The organism is Cereibacter sp. Soil_C_27 (assembly GCF_057657095.1).
Genome location: NZ_JBDGJD010000001.1, coordinates 470,002 through 485,391 on the forward strand (window position 1 = coordinate 470,002; position 15,390 = coordinate 485,391).

At 68.4% G+C, this 15,390-nt stretch carries 16 protein-coding genes and 1 tRNA gene; 10 read left to right on the forward strand and 7 right to left on the reverse strand.

Going from position 1 to position 15,390, the window contains the following annotated elements; all coding sequences use genetic code 11:
* The first annotated feature begins 106 nt into the window (after nt 1–106).
* Nucleotides 107–1,765, forward strand: a complete 1,659-nt coding sequence (locus tag AC3A5Z_RS02315; RefSeq protein ID WP_487517791.1) for an NAD+ synthase — start codon at nt 107–109, stop codon at nt 1,763–1,765.
* Between the two features lie 44 nt (nt 1,766–1,809).
* On the opposite strand, the gene AC3A5Z_RS02320 is transcribed toward AC3A5Z_RS02315, so the two are convergent.
* Nucleotides 1,810–2,754, reverse strand: a complete 945-nt coding sequence (locus AC3A5Z_RS02320; protein WP_487517792.1) for a 1-phosphofructokinase family hexose kinase — start codon at nt 2,752–2,754, stop codon at nt 1,810–1,812.
* A gap of 162 nt (nt 2,755–2,916) precedes the next feature.
* Between AC3A5Z_RS02320 and wrbA the strand changes: the two genes are divergently transcribed.
* Both wrbA and AC3A5Z_RS02330 read left to right on the forward strand, forming a co-directional pair.
* Complete coding sequence (gene wrbA / locus AC3A5Z_RS02325; protein ID WP_487517793.1) at nt 2,917–3,510, forward strand: NAD(P)H:quinone oxidoreductase; 594 nt, start codon at nt 2,917–2,919, stop codon at nt 3,508–3,510.
* 203 nt (nt 3,511–3,713) lie between these two features.
* The gene (locus AC3A5Z_RS02330) at nt 3,714–5,684 is read left to right on the forward strand and encodes a bifunctional 2',3'-cyclic-nucleotide 2'-phosphodiesterase/3'-nucleotidase (protein WP_487517794.1); all 1,971 of its coding nucleotides are present in this window, start codon (nt 3,714–3,716) and stop codon (nt 5,682–5,684) included.
* Here AC3A5Z_RS02330 and AC3A5Z_RS02335 read toward each other — a convergent pair.
* Nucleotides 5,674–5,922: a hypothetical protein gene (locus tag AC3A5Z_RS02335; protein ID WP_487517795.1), complete on the reverse strand. Its 249-nt coding sequence runs from the start codon at nt 5,920–5,922 to the stop codon at nt 5,674–5,676. The two genes, AC3A5Z_RS02330 and AC3A5Z_RS02335, sit on opposite strands and share 11 nt — an antisense overlap.
* A 125-nt stretch (nt 5,923–6,047) precedes the next feature.
* Here AC3A5Z_RS02335 and AC3A5Z_RS02340 point away from each other — a divergent pair, with 125 nt between their 5' ends.
* The 5 genes from AC3A5Z_RS02340 to AC3A5Z_RS02360 all read left to right on the forward strand — a co-directional run bounded on the left by AC3A5Z_RS02340 (nt 6,048) and on the right by AC3A5Z_RS02360 (nt 8,306).
* Complete coding sequence (locus tag AC3A5Z_RS02340) at nt 6,048–6,776, forward strand: M48 family metalloprotease (protein WP_487517796.1); 729 nt, start codon at nt 6,048–6,050, stop codon at nt 6,774–6,776.
* A 71-nt stretch (nt 6,777–6,847) separates the two neighbouring features.
* Nucleotides 6,848–7,096, forward strand: coding sequence for a DUF6455 family protein (locus tag AC3A5Z_RS02345; RefSeq protein WP_487517797.1), 249 nt, complete (start codon nt 6,848–6,850; stop codon nt 7,094–7,096).
* 48 nt (nt 7,097–7,144) lie between these two features.
* A complete protein-coding gene (locus tag AC3A5Z_RS02350; RefSeq protein WP_487517798.1) occupies nt 7,145–7,495 on the forward strand; it encodes a YigZ family protein in 351 nt (116 codons plus the stop codon).
* Nucleotides 7,496–7,517: 22 nt separating this feature from the next.
* On the forward strand, nt 7,518–7,880 hold the full coding sequence (locus AC3A5Z_RS02355) for a diacylglycerol kinase (protein ID WP_487517799.1): 363 nt from the start codon (nt 7,518–7,520) through the stop codon (nt 7,878–7,880).
* Nucleotides 7,881–7,943: 63 nt separating this feature from the next.
* Nucleotides 7,944–8,306, forward strand: coding sequence for a PRC-barrel domain-containing protein (locus AC3A5Z_RS02360; RefSeq protein WP_487517800.1), 363 nt, complete (start codon nt 7,944–7,946; stop codon nt 8,304–8,306).
* Nucleotides 8,307–8,369: 63 nt separating this feature from the next.
* Here the strand turns inward: AC3A5Z_RS02360 and rimO are convergent, their stop codons facing one another.
* Complete coding sequence (gene rimO / locus AC3A5Z_RS02365; RefSeq protein ID WP_487518613.1) at nt 8,370–9,752, reverse strand: 30S ribosomal protein S12 methylthiotransferase RimO; 1,383 nt, start codon at nt 9,750–9,752, stop codon at nt 8,370–8,372.
* Nucleotides 9,753–9,903: 151 nt separating this feature from the next.
* On the opposite strand from rimO, the gene AC3A5Z_RS02370 reads away from it, so the two are divergent.
* Nucleotides 9,904–11,013 carry a PLP-dependent cysteine synthase family protein gene (locus AC3A5Z_RS02370; protein ID WP_487517801.1) on the forward strand — a complete coding sequence of 370 codons (1,110 nt, stop codon included), beginning with the start codon at nt 9,904–9,906 and terminating at the stop codon, nt 11,011–11,013.
* On the opposite strand, the gene AC3A5Z_RS02375 is transcribed toward AC3A5Z_RS02370, so the two are convergent.
* The 3 genes from AC3A5Z_RS02375 to ychF all read right to left on the reverse strand — a co-directional run bounded on the left by AC3A5Z_RS02375 (nt 10,995) and on the right by ychF (nt 13,687).
* Nucleotides 10,995–12,323, reverse strand: coding sequence for an NAD(P)/FAD-dependent oxidoreductase (locus AC3A5Z_RS02375; protein WP_487517802.1), 1,329 nt, complete (start codon nt 12,321–12,323; stop codon nt 10,995–10,997). The genes AC3A5Z_RS02370 and AC3A5Z_RS02375 overlap by 19 nt on opposite strands.
* Before the next feature lie 104 nt (nt 12,324–12,427).
* A tRNA-Ser gene (locus tag AC3A5Z_RS02380) sits at nt 12,428–12,517 on the reverse strand.
* A gap of 72 nt (nt 12,518–12,589) precedes the next feature.
* Nucleotides 12,590–13,687: a redox-regulated ATPase YchF gene (ychF, locus tag AC3A5Z_RS02385; RefSeq protein WP_487517803.1), complete on the reverse strand. Its 1,098-nt coding sequence runs from the start codon at nt 13,685–13,687 to the stop codon at nt 12,590–12,592.
* 172 nt (nt 13,688–13,859) lie between these two features.
* On the opposite strand from ychF, the gene trpA reads away from it, so the two are divergent.
* Nucleotides 13,860–14,651, forward strand: a complete 792-nt coding sequence (gene trpA / locus AC3A5Z_RS02390) for a tryptophan synthase subunit alpha (RefSeq protein ID WP_487517804.1) — start codon at nt 13,860–13,862, stop codon at nt 14,649–14,651.
* 172 nt (nt 14,652–14,823) lie between these two features.
* Here trpA and AC3A5Z_RS02395 read toward each other — a convergent pair whose 3' ends face one another.
* Nucleotides 14,824–15,303 (reverse strand): VOC family protein, encoded by a 480-nt coding sequence (locus tag AC3A5Z_RS02395; RefSeq protein WP_487517805.1) that lies wholly within the window; start codon nt 15,301–15,303, stop codon nt 14,824–14,826.
* Nucleotides 15,304–15,390: the final 87 nt, after the last annotated feature.

Genomic DNA, 15,390 nt, shown 5'->3' on the forward strand with positions numbered 1-15,390 from the left:
CGCATCCCGCACTGACAAGCGTCCGCACCGCTATCGGCTTTTCCTTGCCCGCCAACCTGCTAGAACACAAGCCAACACCGCGTGAGCAGCAAGCAGAGGGCAGGGCATGGCTGAACGGTTCCGCCTGACAGTGGCGCAATTGAACCCCACCGTCGGCGATCTTTCGGGCAATGCCCGCATGGCAGAGGCGGCGTGGCAGGAGGCACGGGCGGCGGGGGCGCAGATGCTGGCGCTCACCGAGATGTTCATCACCGGCTACCAGACGCAGGATCTGGTGATGAAGCCCGCCTTCGCCCGCGCCGCGATGGCCGCGGTGGAACAGCTGGCGCGGGACTGCGCCGAAGGGCCGGCCATCGGCATAGGCGGGCCCTGCCTGAAGGACGGGCGGCTTTACAACGCCTATTACGTGCTGGAGGGCGGCAAGGTTGCCGCGACGGTGCTGAAGCATCACCTGCCCAATACCGATGTCTTCGACGAGAAGCGCATCTTCACCCCTTCCGACGTGCATGGCCCCTACAGGGTCGGACCCCTTCGCATCGGCACGCCGATCTGCGAGGACAGCTGGCATCCCGATGTCTGCGAGACGCTGGCCGAGACCGGGGCCGAGATCCTCCTGGTGCCGAACGGCTCACCCTATCACCGCGAGAAGCTCGAGGTGCGGATCAACCTGATGGTCGCCCGGGTGGTCGAGACCGGGTTGCCGCTGGTCTATCTCAACATGGTGGGCGGGCAGGACGATCAGGTGTTCGACGGCGCCTCCTTCGTGCTGAACCCGGGCGGGCATCTGATGGCCCAGCTTCCCGCCTTCACCGAGGAACTGCGGCATATCGATTTCGCGCTGACCGACGAGGGCTGGCGGGCCGAGAAGGGCAGCTTCGCCCCGCAGCCAGATCTCTGGGAGGCGGATTATCACGCCATGGTGCTGTCCTTGCGCGACTATCTGGCGAAGTCGGGCTTCCGCAAGGTGCTGCTGGGTCTTTCGGGCGGCATCGATTCCGCCATCGTCGCCGCCATCGCCTCCGATGCCATCGGGGCCGAGAACGTGCGCTGCGTGATGCTGCCCTCAGCCTATACCTCGGCACATTCGCTGGAGGATGCGACGCTGGTCGCCCGCGCGCTCGGCTGCCGGCTGGACACGGTGCCGATCTCCGGCCCGCAGGCCGCGGTGGGCGAGGCGCTGGCCGGGCTCTTTGCCGGAACCGAGGCGGACCTGACCGAGGAGAACGTGCAGTCGCGGCTGCGGGGGCTTCTGCTGATGGCGCTGTCGAACAAGTTCGGCGAGATGCTGTTGACAACCGGCAACAAGTCCGAGGTCGCGGTCGGCTATTGCACGATCTACGGCGACATGAACGGCGGCTACAATCCGATCAAGGACATGTACAAGACCCGCGTCTTCGAGACCTGCCGCTGGCGCAACGCGACCCATCGCCCCTGGATGAAGGGCCCGGCGGGCGAGGTGATCCCGGCGCGGGTGATCGAGAAGCCGCCGAGCGCCGAGCTGCGCCCCGACCAGCGCGACGACGACAGCCTGCCGCCCTACGAGGTGCTCGACGCCATCCTGCAGGGGCTGGTGGACCGCGAGGCCTCGGTGGCCGATCTGGTGGCCGAGGGGCAGGACCGCGACACGGTGAAGAAGGTGGAGCGGCTGCTGTATCTCAGCGAATACAAGCGCTTCCAGTCGGCGCCCGGCACACGGCTGACATCGCGTGCCTTCTGGCTCGACCGACGCTATCCGATCGTCAACCGCTGGCGCGACGAGGGCTGAGGCGGCGCGGAGAGGGCCGTCATTCGTGCTTCACGAACGGCGGCTCAGATCGGCTCCACGATGCAGTCGGTCCGCAGCCGCTCGGCATCCTCGCGGCGGCAGAGGTCGGTGGCCGCGGTCATTACCGCCGCACTCGCTCCGGCCACGCCATGCGCCAGCGCCACCTCGGGCGGATGGCCCTGCGCCAGCGCCAGCACGAAGGCGCCGACGAAGGTGTCGCCCGCGCCGACCTTGCTCTTCACCACCACCGGCGCGGATTTCGAGAACCAGCGGCCGCGCGCATCGGCCATCACCGAGCCATCGGCGCCGCGCGCCACGATCACCGTCCGCGCCACGCCGCGCGCCACGAGGGCTGCGGCGAAATCGGCAGTCTCGGTCCGCCCGGTCAGCAGGCGGCCCGCCAGCCCTTCGGCCTCGTGGTCATCCATCCTGAGGATGTCGAGCCCCGGCAGCCCTTGCTCGGCCAACAGCGCCAGCGGCGGGCCGGACGTGTCGACCACCAGCGCCGCCCGCCCGCCGATCCGGGCCGAGAGCGCCACCGGAAAGTCGTCGGGCACCCCCGGCGGCAGCGAGCCGCTGAGCACCACCATGCTGCCCGGCGCCACCGCGCGGTCGATCTCGTCCAGCGCCGCGGCGACCCGCTCGGGTTCCCAGACCGCGCCCGGCAGCATGAAGCGGAACTGGTGGCCGGTGCTCGTTTCCGTGACGGTCAGGCTCTCGCGCGTCTCGCCGGGCCCGGCGAAGGCGGTGAAGCGGATGTTCTCGGCCCCGAGCAGATCGGCCAGCCGCGCCCCGAGTGCGCCGCCGAGCGCCACGAAGGCGGTGCTCTCGCCGCCGAGGATGCGGATCGCGCGGCTGACGTTGATGCCGCCGCCGCCCGGATCGACTTTCGGCTGGGTGCAGCGCAGCTTGAGGCCCGGCAGCACCTCGCCGACATCCGCGGCAAGGTCGATCGCCGGATTCAGCGTCAGGGTCAGGATGGGGGTCATGCGGAGGGTCCTGCGTTTTTTGTCAGAGTGACAGAGCCCGCAGCGGTTAACAATGCCGCGGCGCGGCGCGCAAGGACGCACAGATGGCTTGCGAAACTGCCGAATGGTGGCAAGACGCCGCGGCACGCTATGTTCTGTCTGCAAATAACCAAGGAGGTCTCCATGCCCGTCAAGCTCGCGATCCTGTTCTACTCGACCTACGGCACCAATCACCGCATGGCGGAAATCGCCGCCGAGGCCGCCCGCGCCGCCGGGGCCGAGGTGAAGCTGCTGCGCATCGCCGAGACCGCGCCGCAGTCGGTGGTGGAGGGCCAGGACGCCTGGAAGGCGCAGGTCGAGAAGGCCTCTGCCCTGCCCGCGGCGACGCCGGCCGACATGGAATGGGCCGATGCCTATCTCTTCTCGGCCCCGACCCGCTTCGGCAACGGCCCGAGCCAGCTGCGCGCCTTCATCGACACGCTGGGCGGCGTCTGGAGCCAGGGCAAGCTCGCCAACAAGGCGGCCTCGGCGATGACTTCGGCGCAGAACACCCATGGCGGGCAGGAGGCGACGCTCCTGAGCCTCTATACCACCTTCCTGCACTGGGGCTCGATCATCGTGGCGCCGGGCTACACCGATCCGGCGATCTACGCCACCGGCGGCAACCCCTATGGCTACAGCCACACCCAGGGCGCCGAGTTCGACGAGAAGGCCGTGGCCTCGATCTCGCATCAGGCCAAGCGTCTGGTCGAGATGGCGGCGAAGCTGATCGCCTGAGGCCGGGCGGGGCCAAGAGTTTTCAGGAAAACTCTTGGCAAAATCCTTGAGAAGGATTTTGCCCGTCCCCTTGCGGGGGACGGGCGGCGCGGCTGTCAGGGGTTGACCGACAAGCCCTGCCGGTTGCAGGTTGGCGGCATCCTTCCTCCCCTGCGGGTCCGTCTGCGCGGCAGGCACCTGCTGTCCTCGCGAAAGATGATCCCATGCCCGTCAGCCTTTCCCGCCGTGGCTTCCTCGTCGGTTCGACCGCCGCCGGCGGCCTGATCCTGCTGCATCCCTATGCCGCCCGCGCGCAAGCAGGGCAGGCGCATCTGCGGCTCATGGCCACCACCGACCTGCACTGCCATGTCCAGCCCTGGGACTATTACGCCGATGCGCCGAGCGACACGATGGGTCTGGCGCGCACCGCCTCGATCATAGAGGCGCTGCGGGCCGAGGCGGGCAACACGCTGCTTGTGGACAACGGCGACTATCTGCAGGGCAACCCGCTGGGCGATTACATCGCCTATGAGCGCGGCATGCAGGAGGGTGACCTCCATCCGGTAATCGCCGCGATGAACACGCTGGGCTATGACGCGGGCACGCTGGGCAACCACGAGTTCAACTATGGCGTCTCCTTCCTCGACAAGGTGAATGCCGGGGCAAAGCATCCGGTGGTCTGCGCCAATTTCGCCAGGACGCTCGGTGGCAACCCGCGCGAGGATGCGCTGCATCTGAAGCCCTATATCATCCTCGACCGCGACCTGACCGACGGCGCGGGCGAGGTGCATCCGATCCGGATCGGGCTGATCGGCTTCGTGCCGCCGCAGATCATGAACTGGGACCGGGGCCATCTTGAGGGGCAGTTCGCCACGCGCGACATTCTGGAGGCCGCCCGCGCCTGGGTGCCGCAGATGCGCGAGGAGGGCGCGCAGATCGTCATCGCGCTGAGCCATTCCGGCATCCAGCCGGGGCCGGAGACCGAGATGATGGAAAACGCCTCGTTCCAGCTGGCCGGGATCGACGGCATCGACGCGGTGGTGAGCGGACATCAGCATCTGGTCTGGCCGGGCAAGGATTTCGAGGGCGAGGGCTTCGATGCCGGGACCGGGCTGATCAACGGCAAGCCGGTGGTGATGGCCGGGTTCTGGGGCTCGCATCTGGGGCTGATCGACCTCATGCTGGCGCGCGACGGCGAGGGCTGGACGGTCGCCGGGGCCGAAAGCTCCACCCGGCCGATCTACGAGCGCGGCGAAGACCGCAGCGTGACGGCGCTGGTCGGCGATTTCGCCCCGGCCATCGCCGCCACCGCCGAGATGCATGCCGCGACGCTTGAGTACGTGCGCGCCGAGGTGGGCCAGACCTCGGCCCCGCTGCATTCCTATTTCGCGCTGGTGGCCGACGATCCCTCGGTGCAGATCGTGAGCCTCGCGCAGATCTGGTATCTGACAGAGCAGCTGAAGGGCACGCCGCATGAGGGGCTGCCGCTTCTGTCGGCGGCGGCACCCTTCAAGGCGGGCGGACGCGGCGGGCCGGACTACTACACCGACGTTGAGACCGGGCCGGTGGCGATCAAGAACGTGGCGGACCTCTACCTCTATCCCAACACCATCCAGGCGGTGCGGATCACCGGGGCACAGCTGAAGGACTGGCTGGAACGCTCCGCCGGGATCTTCAACCGGATCGAGCCGGGAAAGCCCGACCAGCCGCTGATCGACCTCGCGTTCCGCTCCTACAATTTCGACGTGATCGACGGGGTGACCTATGCGATCGACGTGACGCAGCCCTCGAAATACGATCCCGATGGGGTGCTGCTGGACGAGACCGCCAGCCGCATCACCGATCTGCAGTGGAACGGCCAGCCGGTCGATCCGGCGCAGGAGTTCGTGGTGGCGACCAACAACTACCGCGCGGGCGGCGGCGGCAGCTTCCCGGGGGCGGATGGCTCGACGCTGATCTTCGAGGCGCCCGACACCAACCGCGACGTGATCGTGCGCTACATCATCGAGCAGAAGACCATCGCCCCCGCTGCGGATGGCAACTGGCGCTTCGCTCCGGCGGGCGGGGCAACGGTGACCTATGACACCGGGCCTGCCGCCGAGAAATATCTGGAGGACGTGCGCGCCCGCGGTCTGACCATCGAGCCTGCGGGCGAGGCGGCGGATGGCTATGCCCGCTACCGGATCACGCTTTAGGGCGGGGTTTGGGCGCTAGGCGGTAGCTGCCCTCCGGCAGGTCCAGCGCCGCGGCGAGGTCGCGGAGCTGGGTCAGCGACAGGGTCAGCCGCACCGTCTCGTTGCGGCGCTCGTCGAACTGCTCGACGGTGACGCAATCCTCGAAGGCGCAGATCGTCACGTCTTCCTGGAGGCTCACCGAGCCTTCGTCGACAAGCGTGATCACGGTGGCGTCGAAGTCGTGCTCGATGGTGAACATGGCCCGATGCTAGGGCAGGGGAGGGGCGAACTCAATGGCCTTCCCCTCCGCACCTTTCTGTGAGATGGGCTTCCCCCCGCCAAGCGTTTTGCTAGGCTGGCGGGCGGATCAGCGAAGGGATGCGCATGCGTTGGATGTGGAGTGCCGTGGCCTGCCTCGGGCTGGCAGGCTGTGGCGCCGGGGTGCCGATCGGCATGGGCCCGGCGCAGGGTCCGGTGCCGATGTCGCGCGCCCCCGATCCCGGCCCGCTGGTGACCCCGGCCGATGCCGCGCGGGCCTTCGAGGACGTGGTGGCGCGGGTGGAGCCGGTGGCCGAGGCGGTCTGCCTGCAACGCACCCGCAACGTGCCCTGCGACTTCCAGATCGTCGTCGACATGCGCCCGGGCGAGCCTGCCAACGCCTATCAGACGCTCGATCCGGGCGGGCGCCCGGTGGTGGCGCTCACGCTGGCGCTGATCGACGATGCGCGCAACGCCGACGAACTGGCTTTCGTCTTGGGCCACGAGACCTCGCACCATATCCTCGGCCATATCCCGCGCCAGCAGGAGACGGCGATGACCGGAGCGATGCTGGCTGGGGTTCTGGCGCAGATGGGCGGGGCGGATGTGGAGACCATCCGCTCGGTGCAGCAGATGGGCGCCAGCGTCGGCGCGCGGACCTTCTCCAAGGATTTCGAGCTGGAGGCGGATTCGCTGGGCACCGAGGTGACGCTCCTGGCGGGCTACGACCCGGTGCGGGGGGCTGCCTTCTTCAGCCGCCTGCCCGATCCGGGCCAGACCTTCCTTGGCAGTCACCCGCCCAATGCGCAGCGCGTAGCGATCGTGCAGCGCCGCGCGGCGGAGCTTGGTTTTTAGGCTTGATCTGAATCAAGGCCCCGACGCCGCGCCTGCCGCACCCTCGCGGAGGATCTGCCGAGGAGGATGCGATGATCGGATATGTCGAAGCGCCGGGCGCCTGGTCGCATACGCAGGGCATGGCGCGGGCGGTCGGCGTCGATCTGCCCGATGCGGTGCTCGACGGCTGGCTCACCCGCGGCGAGCTTGCCCGGCTGGTCGATCGCTGCGAGCATTGCGCCGCGACCGAGGCCTGCACCGGCTGGCTTAGCCATTCGCGCAAGGCGGGCGCGCTGCCCGGTTTCTGTCGCAACAAGGACGAGATCGAGGCGCTGGCCTGACACTGGCCTCGCCCGCGCCGGGACGCTACTCTGCGTCCCGGAGGTGCCATGCTGCAGATCGAGAATGTCGTCAGCGACCGCGGGTCGAAATATGCGGTCTCCGGCGGTCCCGCCACGGGCCGGGCCGAGGTGGAGGCCTTTCTGGCCGATCTGAAGCGGGCGAAGAAATACGCCAAGGCCACCCATAACAGCTGGGCGCTCCTGCCCAGCGAGGGCCCGCCGCTCAAGGATGACGATGGCGAGGCGGGGGCCGCCGCCGCCATCCTGCGCATGCTGGAGCGCGAGGGGCTGCAGGATCATCTCATTGTCGTCACGCGCTGGTATGGCGGGGTGAATCTTGGCGGAGACCGGTTTCGCCATGTCGTCTCGGCGGTCCGCGCCTATCTCGCCGCGCGCTGAGCCGGCAGCGAACGGGGGAACCATGCTGAGGCAGATGCGGGGCGAGGTGCTGCGGCTCAGGAACACCGCACGCTGGTCGTGGCAGGGCTGGCGCGCGGCCTGGCGCAGCGAGAAATCGCTGCGGCAATGGGCCTTGGCCAATCTCGCCTCGGCGGTCCTGGCTTTCGGGCTCGATCTGACGGCGGGCGAACGGGCGCTGGTGCTGGCGCTGGGGCTGCTGGTGCTGGCGGCGGAGCTGGCCAATACGGCGCTGGAGGAGCTGGTCGATTACATCTCGACGGCACAGGATCCGCGGGCGGGCAAGATCAAGGATTGCGGCAGTGCGGTGGTGGCGATGACGGCGCTCGCCGCCGGGGTCGGCTGGCTCGCGGTGCTCTTGGGCTGAGGCCGGGAACCTCGAAGGCTCCTTTGCGTTTTTTCTGTGTAACCAGAAACGAAGGAGAGCGTCATGGATACCGCGACCTCAACCACGACTGGCACCATGGTGTCGAGCGCCGATGTGAACGGCACCGCCGTCTACAACCTCACGGGCGAGCATTTGGGTCACATCGACCATCTGATGATCGACAAGCAGTCGGGCAACATCGCCTATGCGGTGATGGGCTTCGGCGGGTTTCTCGGGATGGGCGAAGACCACCATCCGGTTCCGTGGAAAAAGCTCAGCTACGATCCCTCGCTCGGCGGCTTCGTGACCGACATCGACCGCCAGCAGCTCGAGGGCGCCCCGGCGCGTCCGAACAACTGGCGCGACGACCGCGACTGGAGTGCGGCGACCTACAATTACTACGGTATCGCCCCCTACTGGATCTGACCGCGCGTCAGCCCGCAGAATTTTCGGCACCGGCCGCGTCTTCTCCCGAAGGCGCGGCCGTATTCATGCCAGCCGGCCCCAGAGATCGTATTCGCTGGCCTCTTCCACCGTCACGTTGACGATAACGCCGGGCTTCAGCGTCTCGAAGCCCTCGTCGATGAAGAGGTTTCCGTCGATTTCCGGCGCGTCGGCCATGGTGCGGCAGGTCGCGCCTTCCTCGTCGACGCTGTCGACGATCACGGGCATCACCCGGCCAACCTTCGCCTCGAGCTTCGCCGCCGAGATCGCTTGCGCCTTCTCCATGAAGCGGTCCCAGCGGTCCTGCTTCACCTCGGCGGGAACGTGGTCGGGCAGCAGGTTCGACCGCGCGCCGGCGACGTTCTCGTACTGGAAGCAGCCGACGCGATCGAGCTGCGCCTCGTCCAGCCAGTCGAGCAGGGTCTGGAACTCGGCCTCGGTCTCGCCGGGGTAGCCGACGATGAAGGTCGAGCGCAGCGTGATGTCGGGGCAGGCGGCGCGCCAGGCCGCGATCTCGTCCAGCGTGCGGGTGGCGGCGGCGGGCCGTGCCATCCGGCGCAGCACATCCGGATGGGCGTGCTGGAAGGGGATGTCGAGATAGGGCAGCACGAGACGTTCCGCCATCAGCGGGATCAGGTCGCGCACATGCGGATAGGGGTAGACGTAATGCAGCCGCACCCAGGCCCCGAGCTTGCCCAGCTCGCGCGCCAGATCGGTGACATGCGCCCGCACCTCGCCGCCCTTCCAGGGCGAGAGGTCATGCTTGCGGTCCACCCCGTAGGCGGAGGTGTCCTGCGAGATCACCAGCAGCTCGCGCACCCCGGCCTCGACCAGCTTCTCCGCCTCGCGCAGCACCGCATGCACCGGGCGGCTGACCAGCCTGCCGCGCATGTCGGGGATGATGCAGAACTTGCACTTGTGATTGCAGCCCTCGGAAATCTTCAGATAGCTGTAATGCCGCGGCGTCAGCGTCACGCCGCTGGCGGGCAGCAGGTCGATGAACGGATCGGGCGCGGGCGGCACCGCCAGATGCACCGCGTCCAGCACCTGCTCGTACTGATGCGGCCCGGTCACCGCCATCACCTTCGGATGCGCGCCGGTGATGTATGCGGGCTCGGCGCCGAGACAACCGGTCACGATCACCCGCCCGTTCTCGCGCAGCGCCTCGCCGATGGCGTCGAGGCTTTCGGCCTTGGCGCTGTCGAGGAAGCCGCAGGTGTTGACGATCACCGCATCTGCCCCGGCATAGTCGGGGCTGATCGCATAGCCCTCGGCGCGCAGCCGGGTCAGGATGCGCTCGCTGTCCACCAGCGCCTTGGGGCAGCCGAGGCTGACCATGCCGATGGTCGACTGGCCCTCGCGGCGCGGGCTGTCGAGGATCAGGCGCGGGGCCAGATCGGGGCGGAGGCTGGGCGGGTTCTGTGACATCGCGCCGATATAGCGGCCCCAAGCCTTGTGGGGAAGGGCGAAGCTGCGAGATATCTTGCCCGGATCGGGTGGCAGGCTTGACCTCGGCCCCGTCATGGTCGAACCCGGGTCATGGGCGACGCGCCCCTTCTGCCCCGTCTCCGAGGATTCCATGACCTGCTCCTGCCCCAGCCTTGCCCCCCTGCCTGCCTGCGAGAACCGCGACTGGGCGCGCCATGCCATCGCGCTGCTGCAGGGCGACGGCCGACGTTCGGCGGATACCCATCTGGTGAACCCGGCCTTCAAGGGGCTGCGCGGCATCCAGATCTATCTCAAGGACGAAAGCACCCATCCGACCGGCAGCCTCAAGCACCGGCTGGCGCGGTCGCTGTTCCTCTACGGCATCTGCAACGGCAGGATCACCGAAGGCACCACGCTGGTCGAGGCTTCCTCCGGCTCCACCGCCGTGTCGGAGGCCTATTTCGCGCATCTGCTGGACCTGCCCTTCCTCGCGGTGATGCCGCGCACGACCAGCCGGCAGAAGATCGAGGCGATCGAGCGCTTCGGCGGGCGCTGCCACTATGTCGACCGCGCGGACGAGGTCTATACCGTGGCGCAGCGTCTGGCCGATGAGGCGGGCGGGCATTACCTCGACCAGTTCACCAATGCCGAGCGGGCGACCGACTGGCGCGGCAACAACAACATCGCCGAGAGCATCTTCGGCCAGATGCAGGGCGAGGAGCATCCGGTGCCCGACTGGGTGGTGATGAGCGCGGGAACGGGCGGCACCTCCGCCACCATCGGGCGGTATATCCGCTACCGCAACCTCGCGACCCGGCTCTGCGTGGTGGATGTGGAGGGCTCGGCCTTCTATGACGCCTGGCAGAGCGGCGACATGGAGACCACCGCCCCCGGCTCGCGGATCGAGGGGATCGGGCGGCCGCGGGTGGAGCCTTCCTTCATTCCGGGCGTCATCGACCACATGATCCGCGTGCCCGATGCCGCTTCCATCGCCGCCATGCATGTGCTGTCCGAGCGGTTGTTCCGCCGGGTTGGCGGCTCCACCGGCACGAACTTCTTCGGCCTCTGCTGGATTGCCGCCAACATGCTGCAGGAGGGGCGGCAGGGCTCGCTCGTCTCCCTGATCTGCGACAGCGGCGACCGCTATGCCGGGACATATTACAACCCCGACTGGCTGGCCGAGCATGGCATCGATATCGCCCCGCACCGGGCGATGATCGAGCGCTTCCTCGATACGGGCGTCTACCTGCCGGTCGGCTGATCCGCTGCGGCCTCCGCTGGCTCGCCCAAGGCCTCCTTCACCTTCGCCGGCCCGATCTCGGCCATCGAGATCAGCCGCGCGCCCCGGTGATAGGAGAGGTAGCGCCAGAGCCATTGCAGCGAGACGGCGATGCGGTTCTGAAAGCCCACCAGCAGATAGACATGCACCACCGCCCAGAGCGCCCAAGCCAGCCAGCCGCGCAGCGCCCAGCCCCTGGCCTCGTAGACGGCCGCATGCCGCCCGACGATCGAGGTGTTGCCCCGGCTGCGGTAGCGGAAGGCGGTGAGCGGCGCCCCGGTCTCCAGATGTCTGCCGAGGCTCGCGCCCAGATGCTGGCCCTGCTGCTTGGCCACCTGCGCCAGACCGGGCAGGGGGCGGCCATCCTCGCCCGGAAAGGCCGCGACATCGCCGAGCGCCAGCACCCGCTCCTGCCCGATGACGGCAAGCTCCGGCGTCACCGCGATGCGCCCGGCCTTGTCCACCTCGCCCAGTTGACGCGCCAGAGGCGAGGCGGTGACCCCGGCGGCCCAGACCACCAGCCCCACCGGCAGCACCTCCTCGCCCAGGGTCAGGCTGTCGGCGCCGATCGCCTTCACCGGACGCCCGGTCAGAACCGTCACCCCCAGCCGCTCCAGCCTGCGCTGCGCGAATTCAGACGAGCCCTCGGAGAAGGCCGAAAGCAGCCGCGGCCCGGCCTCGACCAGCAGCACCCGCGCCGCCTCGGGGCGGATGCGGCGGAAATCGCGGGCGAGGGTGAAGCGGCTCAGTTCGGCCAGCGCGCCCGACAGCTCCACCCCGCTCGGGCCGCCGCCGATCACCGCGATGGTCAGCAGCCGCTCGCGTTCGGCGTCATCCTCGCAGCGCTCGGCATGCTCGAAGCTCATCAGCACACGGGTGCGGATCTGCCGCGCATCTTCGACGCTCTTCAGCCCGGGCGCGACCCGTCCCCAATCGTCCTGCCCGAAATAGCCGGTCTCCGCCCCGGTGGCGAGCACCAGCCAGTCGTAGGACATCTCGGCCCGATGGGCGAAGTGCAGGGTGCGGCTGGCGGTGTCGATCCGCGTCACCTCGCCCAGCTGGACGCCGACGCTGGGATAGCGGCTGAGGATGCTGCGGATCGGCTCGGCAATGTCGGGCGCCGACAGCGCCGCCGTGGCCACCTGATAGAGCAGCGGCTGGAAGAGGTGATGGTTCTGCCGGTCGACCACCGTCACCCGCACGCCCCGCTTCCCCAGCGCCTTGGCCACCTCCAGCCCGCCGAACCCGGCGCCCAGAACCACCACATGCGCGCCACCCGTCTGATCCGCCATAGCCACCCCCTTCGTGGGAGGCAACGGCTGGCAGGGGGCAGAGTTCCAGAAGAGGGGAAACGGAGGCCGGCTGCGGGCCTCAACGTCAGGTAATCATGTGGTAATGGCGGAGACGAAGGGATTCGAACCCTCGAGACCCTTCCGGGCCTGCACCCTTAGCAGGGGTGTGCCTTCGACCACTCGGCCACATCTCCGCCGACGGGTTTAGCGGGGTCGGCGGGAGGGGGCAAGGGGAAAGAACGGGGTAATTTGCCCCCCACAGAGGATCAGCCGCTGAACAGGAAATGCAGCACGTCGCCGTCCTTGACCTCGTAGGTCTTGCCCTCGACGCGGAACTTCCCGGCCTCCTTGGCGCCGGATTCGCCCTTGCCCGCGACGTAATCGTCATAGGCGATGGTCTCGGCGCGGATGAAGCCTTTCTCGAAATCGCCATGGATCACCCCCGCCGCCTGCGGCGCCAGCATGCCCTTGGTGATCGTCCAGGCGCGGGCCTCCTTGGGGCCGACGGTGAAATAGGTCTGCAGCCCGAGCAGCGTGTAGCCGGCGCGGATCAGCCGGTCGAGCCCGGCCTCCTCGAGCCCCATCTCCTCGAGGAACATCGCGGCCTCGTCATCGGCGAGCTGGCTGATCTCCTCCTCGATCCGGGCCGAGATCACCACCGAGGCGGCGCCCTGCGCGCGGGCCATCTCGGCCACGCGGGCCGATTGCGAGTTGCCCTCGGCGGCGCAGGCCTCCTCGACGTTGCAGACATAGAGCACGGGTTTCGCGGTCAGAAGCTGCAGCAGGCGCCAGTTGCGGGCGTCGTCCTCGGAGATAGCGACGGTGCGGGCGGGCTTGCCCGCTTCCAGCGCCGCCAGAGCCGCGCGCAGCAGCCGGTCCTGATCGACCGACTCCTTGTCGCCGCCCTTCAGCTTGCGGGAGAGGTTCGCCAGCCGCCGCTCGATCGATTCCATGTCGGCGAGCATCAGCTCGGTCTCGATGGTCTCGGCATCGGCCACCGGATCGATGCGGCCCTCGACATGGGTGATGTCGCCATCCTCGAAGCAGCGCAGCACGTGGGCGATGGCGTCGCATTCGCGGATGTTGGCGAGGAACTGGTTGCCCAGACCCTCGCCCTTCGACGCGCCGCGCACGAGACCGGCGATGTCGACGAAGGTCATGCGGGTCGGGATGATCTGCTTGGAGCCGGCGATGGCCGCCAGCGTCTCCAGCCGCGCGTCGGGGACGGCGACCTCGCCGACGTTCGGCTCGATGGTGCAGAAGGGAAAGTTGGCGGCCTGTGCCGCAGCGGTTCGGGTCAGAGCGTTGAAGAGCGTGGATTTGCCCACGTTCGGCAAGCCGACGATGCCCATACGAAAGCCCATGACGCGCACTCCGGTTGAAGGTTTGCCGCTTCATAGGCAAGGGGCTGGCGTTAGGCAAGGCGGGGCGGGGCGCTTGCCGGCCTCCGGCGGCGCCTCGGCCCCATTGATTTTCCCGCGCCGCTGTCGCACACCCGTCCCCGACAGGCGAGGCTGGCAAAGGGCGGGACGGGACATGACACGGATTGACGACAGCTTCGCGCGGCTCGCGGCCGAGGGGAAGAAGGCTTTCGTGGCCTATATCATGGCGGGCGATCCGGATCTGGAGACCTCGCTTGCGGTGATGAAGGGGCTGCCGGCGGCGGGCGTCGACATCATCGAGCTGGGCATGCCCTTCACCGATCCGATGGCGGATGGCGAGACGATCCAGCTCGCCGGGCAGCGGGCGCTGGAGGGCGGGCAGACGCTGGAGAAGACGCTGGCGATGGCGCGGGCCTTCCGCGAGGAGGATCAGGTGACGCCGATCGTGATGATGGGCTATTACAACCCGATCTATGCCCGGGGGGTGGACACCTTCCTTGCCGAGGCCAAGGCCGCGGGGATCGACGGGCTGATCGTGGTCGATCTGCCGCCGGAGGAGGACAGCGAGCTCTGCCTGCCGGCGCAGGCGGCGGGGCTCAACTTCATCCGGCTGGCGACGCCGACGACCGATGCCAAGCGGCTGCCGAAGGTGCTGCAGAATACCTCTGGCTTCGTCTATTACGTCTCGATCACCGGGATCACCGGGGCGGGGGCGGCGCGGCCGGAGGATGTGGCGCCGGAGGTGGCGCGGATCAAGGCGGCGACGGCGCTGCCGGTGATCGTGGGTTTCGGGATCACCACGCCCGAGGCGGCCAAGGGGATCGCCGGGATCGCGGATGGTTGCGTCGTGGGCTCGGCCATCGTCAAGCTGGTGGGCGAGGGGCGGCCGGTGGCCGAGGTGCTGGACCGGGTGGCGGCACTGGCGGCAGGGGCGCATCAGGCGTGAGTTTCACGCGTGAAAATCCCGCCATGTCCTTGTTGGCGTGGCGGTTTTCCTAAGGCGTTAACTTTCTGGCAAGGGTTTTCCCGCGCTGCGGCGCGGGGCCGGGCAGCGCGGTGAGGTCGCGAGCGGCGGTGGCTGGACGGCAGGCTGTTCCGAGCGGGAGGAGGCGACGAGGTCAGCCGCGGCGGGCGGCGTCGATCCTTGCGACGTCGATCTTTGTCATCTCCATCATCGCGGCGAAGGCGCGTTTCGCCTCGTCGCCTCCGGCCAACATCGCCTCGGTGAGGCTGCGCGGGGTGATCTGCCACGAGACGCCCCATCTGTCCTTGCACCAGCCGCAGGCGCTTTCCTGACCGCCATTGCCGACGATGGCGGACCAGTAGCGGTCGGTCTCGGCCTGATCCTCGGTGGCGATCTGGAAGGAGAAGGCCTCGCTCTGGCGGAAGGCGGTGCCGCCGTTGAGGCCCAGGCAGGGCAGGCCCGCGACGGTGAAATCGACGGTCAGCACGTCGCCCGCCTTGCCCGAGGGATAGTCGCCCGGCGCGCGGGTGACCGCATCGACCGAACTTTGCGGGAAGACGCTGGCATAGAAGTGCGCGGCGGCTTCGGCCTCGGTGTCATACCAGAGGCAGATCCGGGTCTTTGCAACGCTCATGGCTTGTCCTTTCGCGGGGGAGGCTGACGTGTGGCTGAGCGCCAGCATAGCGCAGAACGGCGGCTGCCGCATCCTCCCGGGGCGGGG

Excerpts from the sequence above, each read along its gene's own strand:
- AC3A5Z_RS02335 (WP_487517795.1), bottom strand. The coding sequence starts at position 5,922 with ATGTTCACCATCGAGCACGACTTCGACGCCACCGTGATCACGCTTGTC.
- AC3A5Z_RS02360 (WP_487517800.1), top strand. The coding sequence starts at position 7,944 with ATGGATACCGCGACCTCAACCACGACTGGCACCATGGTGTCGAGCGCC.
- AC3A5Z_RS02340 (WP_487517796.1), top strand. The coding sequence starts at position 6,048 with ATGCGTTGGATGTGGAGTGCCGTGGCCTGCCTCGGGCTGGCAGGCTGT.
- rimO (WP_487518613.1), bottom strand. The coding sequence starts at position 9,752 with ATGTCACAGAACCCGCCCAGCCTCCGCCCCGATCTGGCCCCGCGCCTG.
- AC3A5Z_RS02350 (WP_487517798.1), top strand. The coding sequence starts at position 7,145 with ATGCTGCAGATCGAGAATGTCGTCAGCGACCGCGGGTCGAAATATGCG.
- AC3A5Z_RS02395 (WP_487517805.1), bottom strand. The coding sequence starts at position 15,303 with ATGAGCGTTGCAAAGACCCGGATCTGCCTCTGGTATGACACCGAGGCC.
- ychF (WP_487517803.1), bottom strand. The coding sequence starts at position 13,687 with ATGGGCTTTCGTATGGGCATCGTCGGCTTGCCGAACGTGGGCAAATCC.
- AC3A5Z_RS02370 (WP_487517801.1), top strand. The coding sequence starts at position 9,904 with ATGACCTGCTCCTGCCCCAGCCTTGCCCCCCTGCCTGCCTGCGAGAAC.
- AC3A5Z_RS02330 (WP_487517794.1), top strand. The coding sequence starts at position 3,714 with ATGCCCGTCAGCCTTTCCCGCCGTGGCTTCCTCGTCGGTTCGACCGCC.
- AC3A5Z_RS02345 (WP_487517797.1), top strand. The coding sequence starts at position 6,848 with ATGATCGGATATGTCGAAGCGCCGGGCGCCTGGTCGCATACGCAGGGC.
- AC3A5Z_RS02355 (WP_487517799.1), top strand. The coding sequence starts at position 7,518 with ATGCTGAGGCAGATGCGGGGCGAGGTGCTGCGGCTCAGGAACACCGCA.
- AC3A5Z_RS02375 (WP_487517802.1), bottom strand. The coding sequence starts at position 12,323 with ATGGCGGATCAGACGGGTGGCGCGCATGTGGTGGTTCTGGGCGCCGGG.
- AC3A5Z_RS02315 (WP_487517791.1), top strand. The coding sequence starts at position 107 with ATGGCTGAACGGTTCCGCCTGACAGTGGCGCAATTGAACCCCACCGTC.
- wrbA (WP_487517793.1), top strand. The coding sequence starts at position 2,917 with ATGCCCGTCAAGCTCGCGATCCTGTTCTACTCGACCTACGGCACCAAT.
- AC3A5Z_RS02320 (WP_487517792.1), bottom strand. The coding sequence starts at position 2,754 with ATGACCCCCATCCTGACCCTGACGCTGAATCCGGCGATCGACCTTGCC.
- trpA (WP_487517804.1), top strand. The coding sequence starts at position 13,860 with ATGACACGGATTGACGACAGCTTCGCGCGGCTCGCGGCCGAGGGGAAG.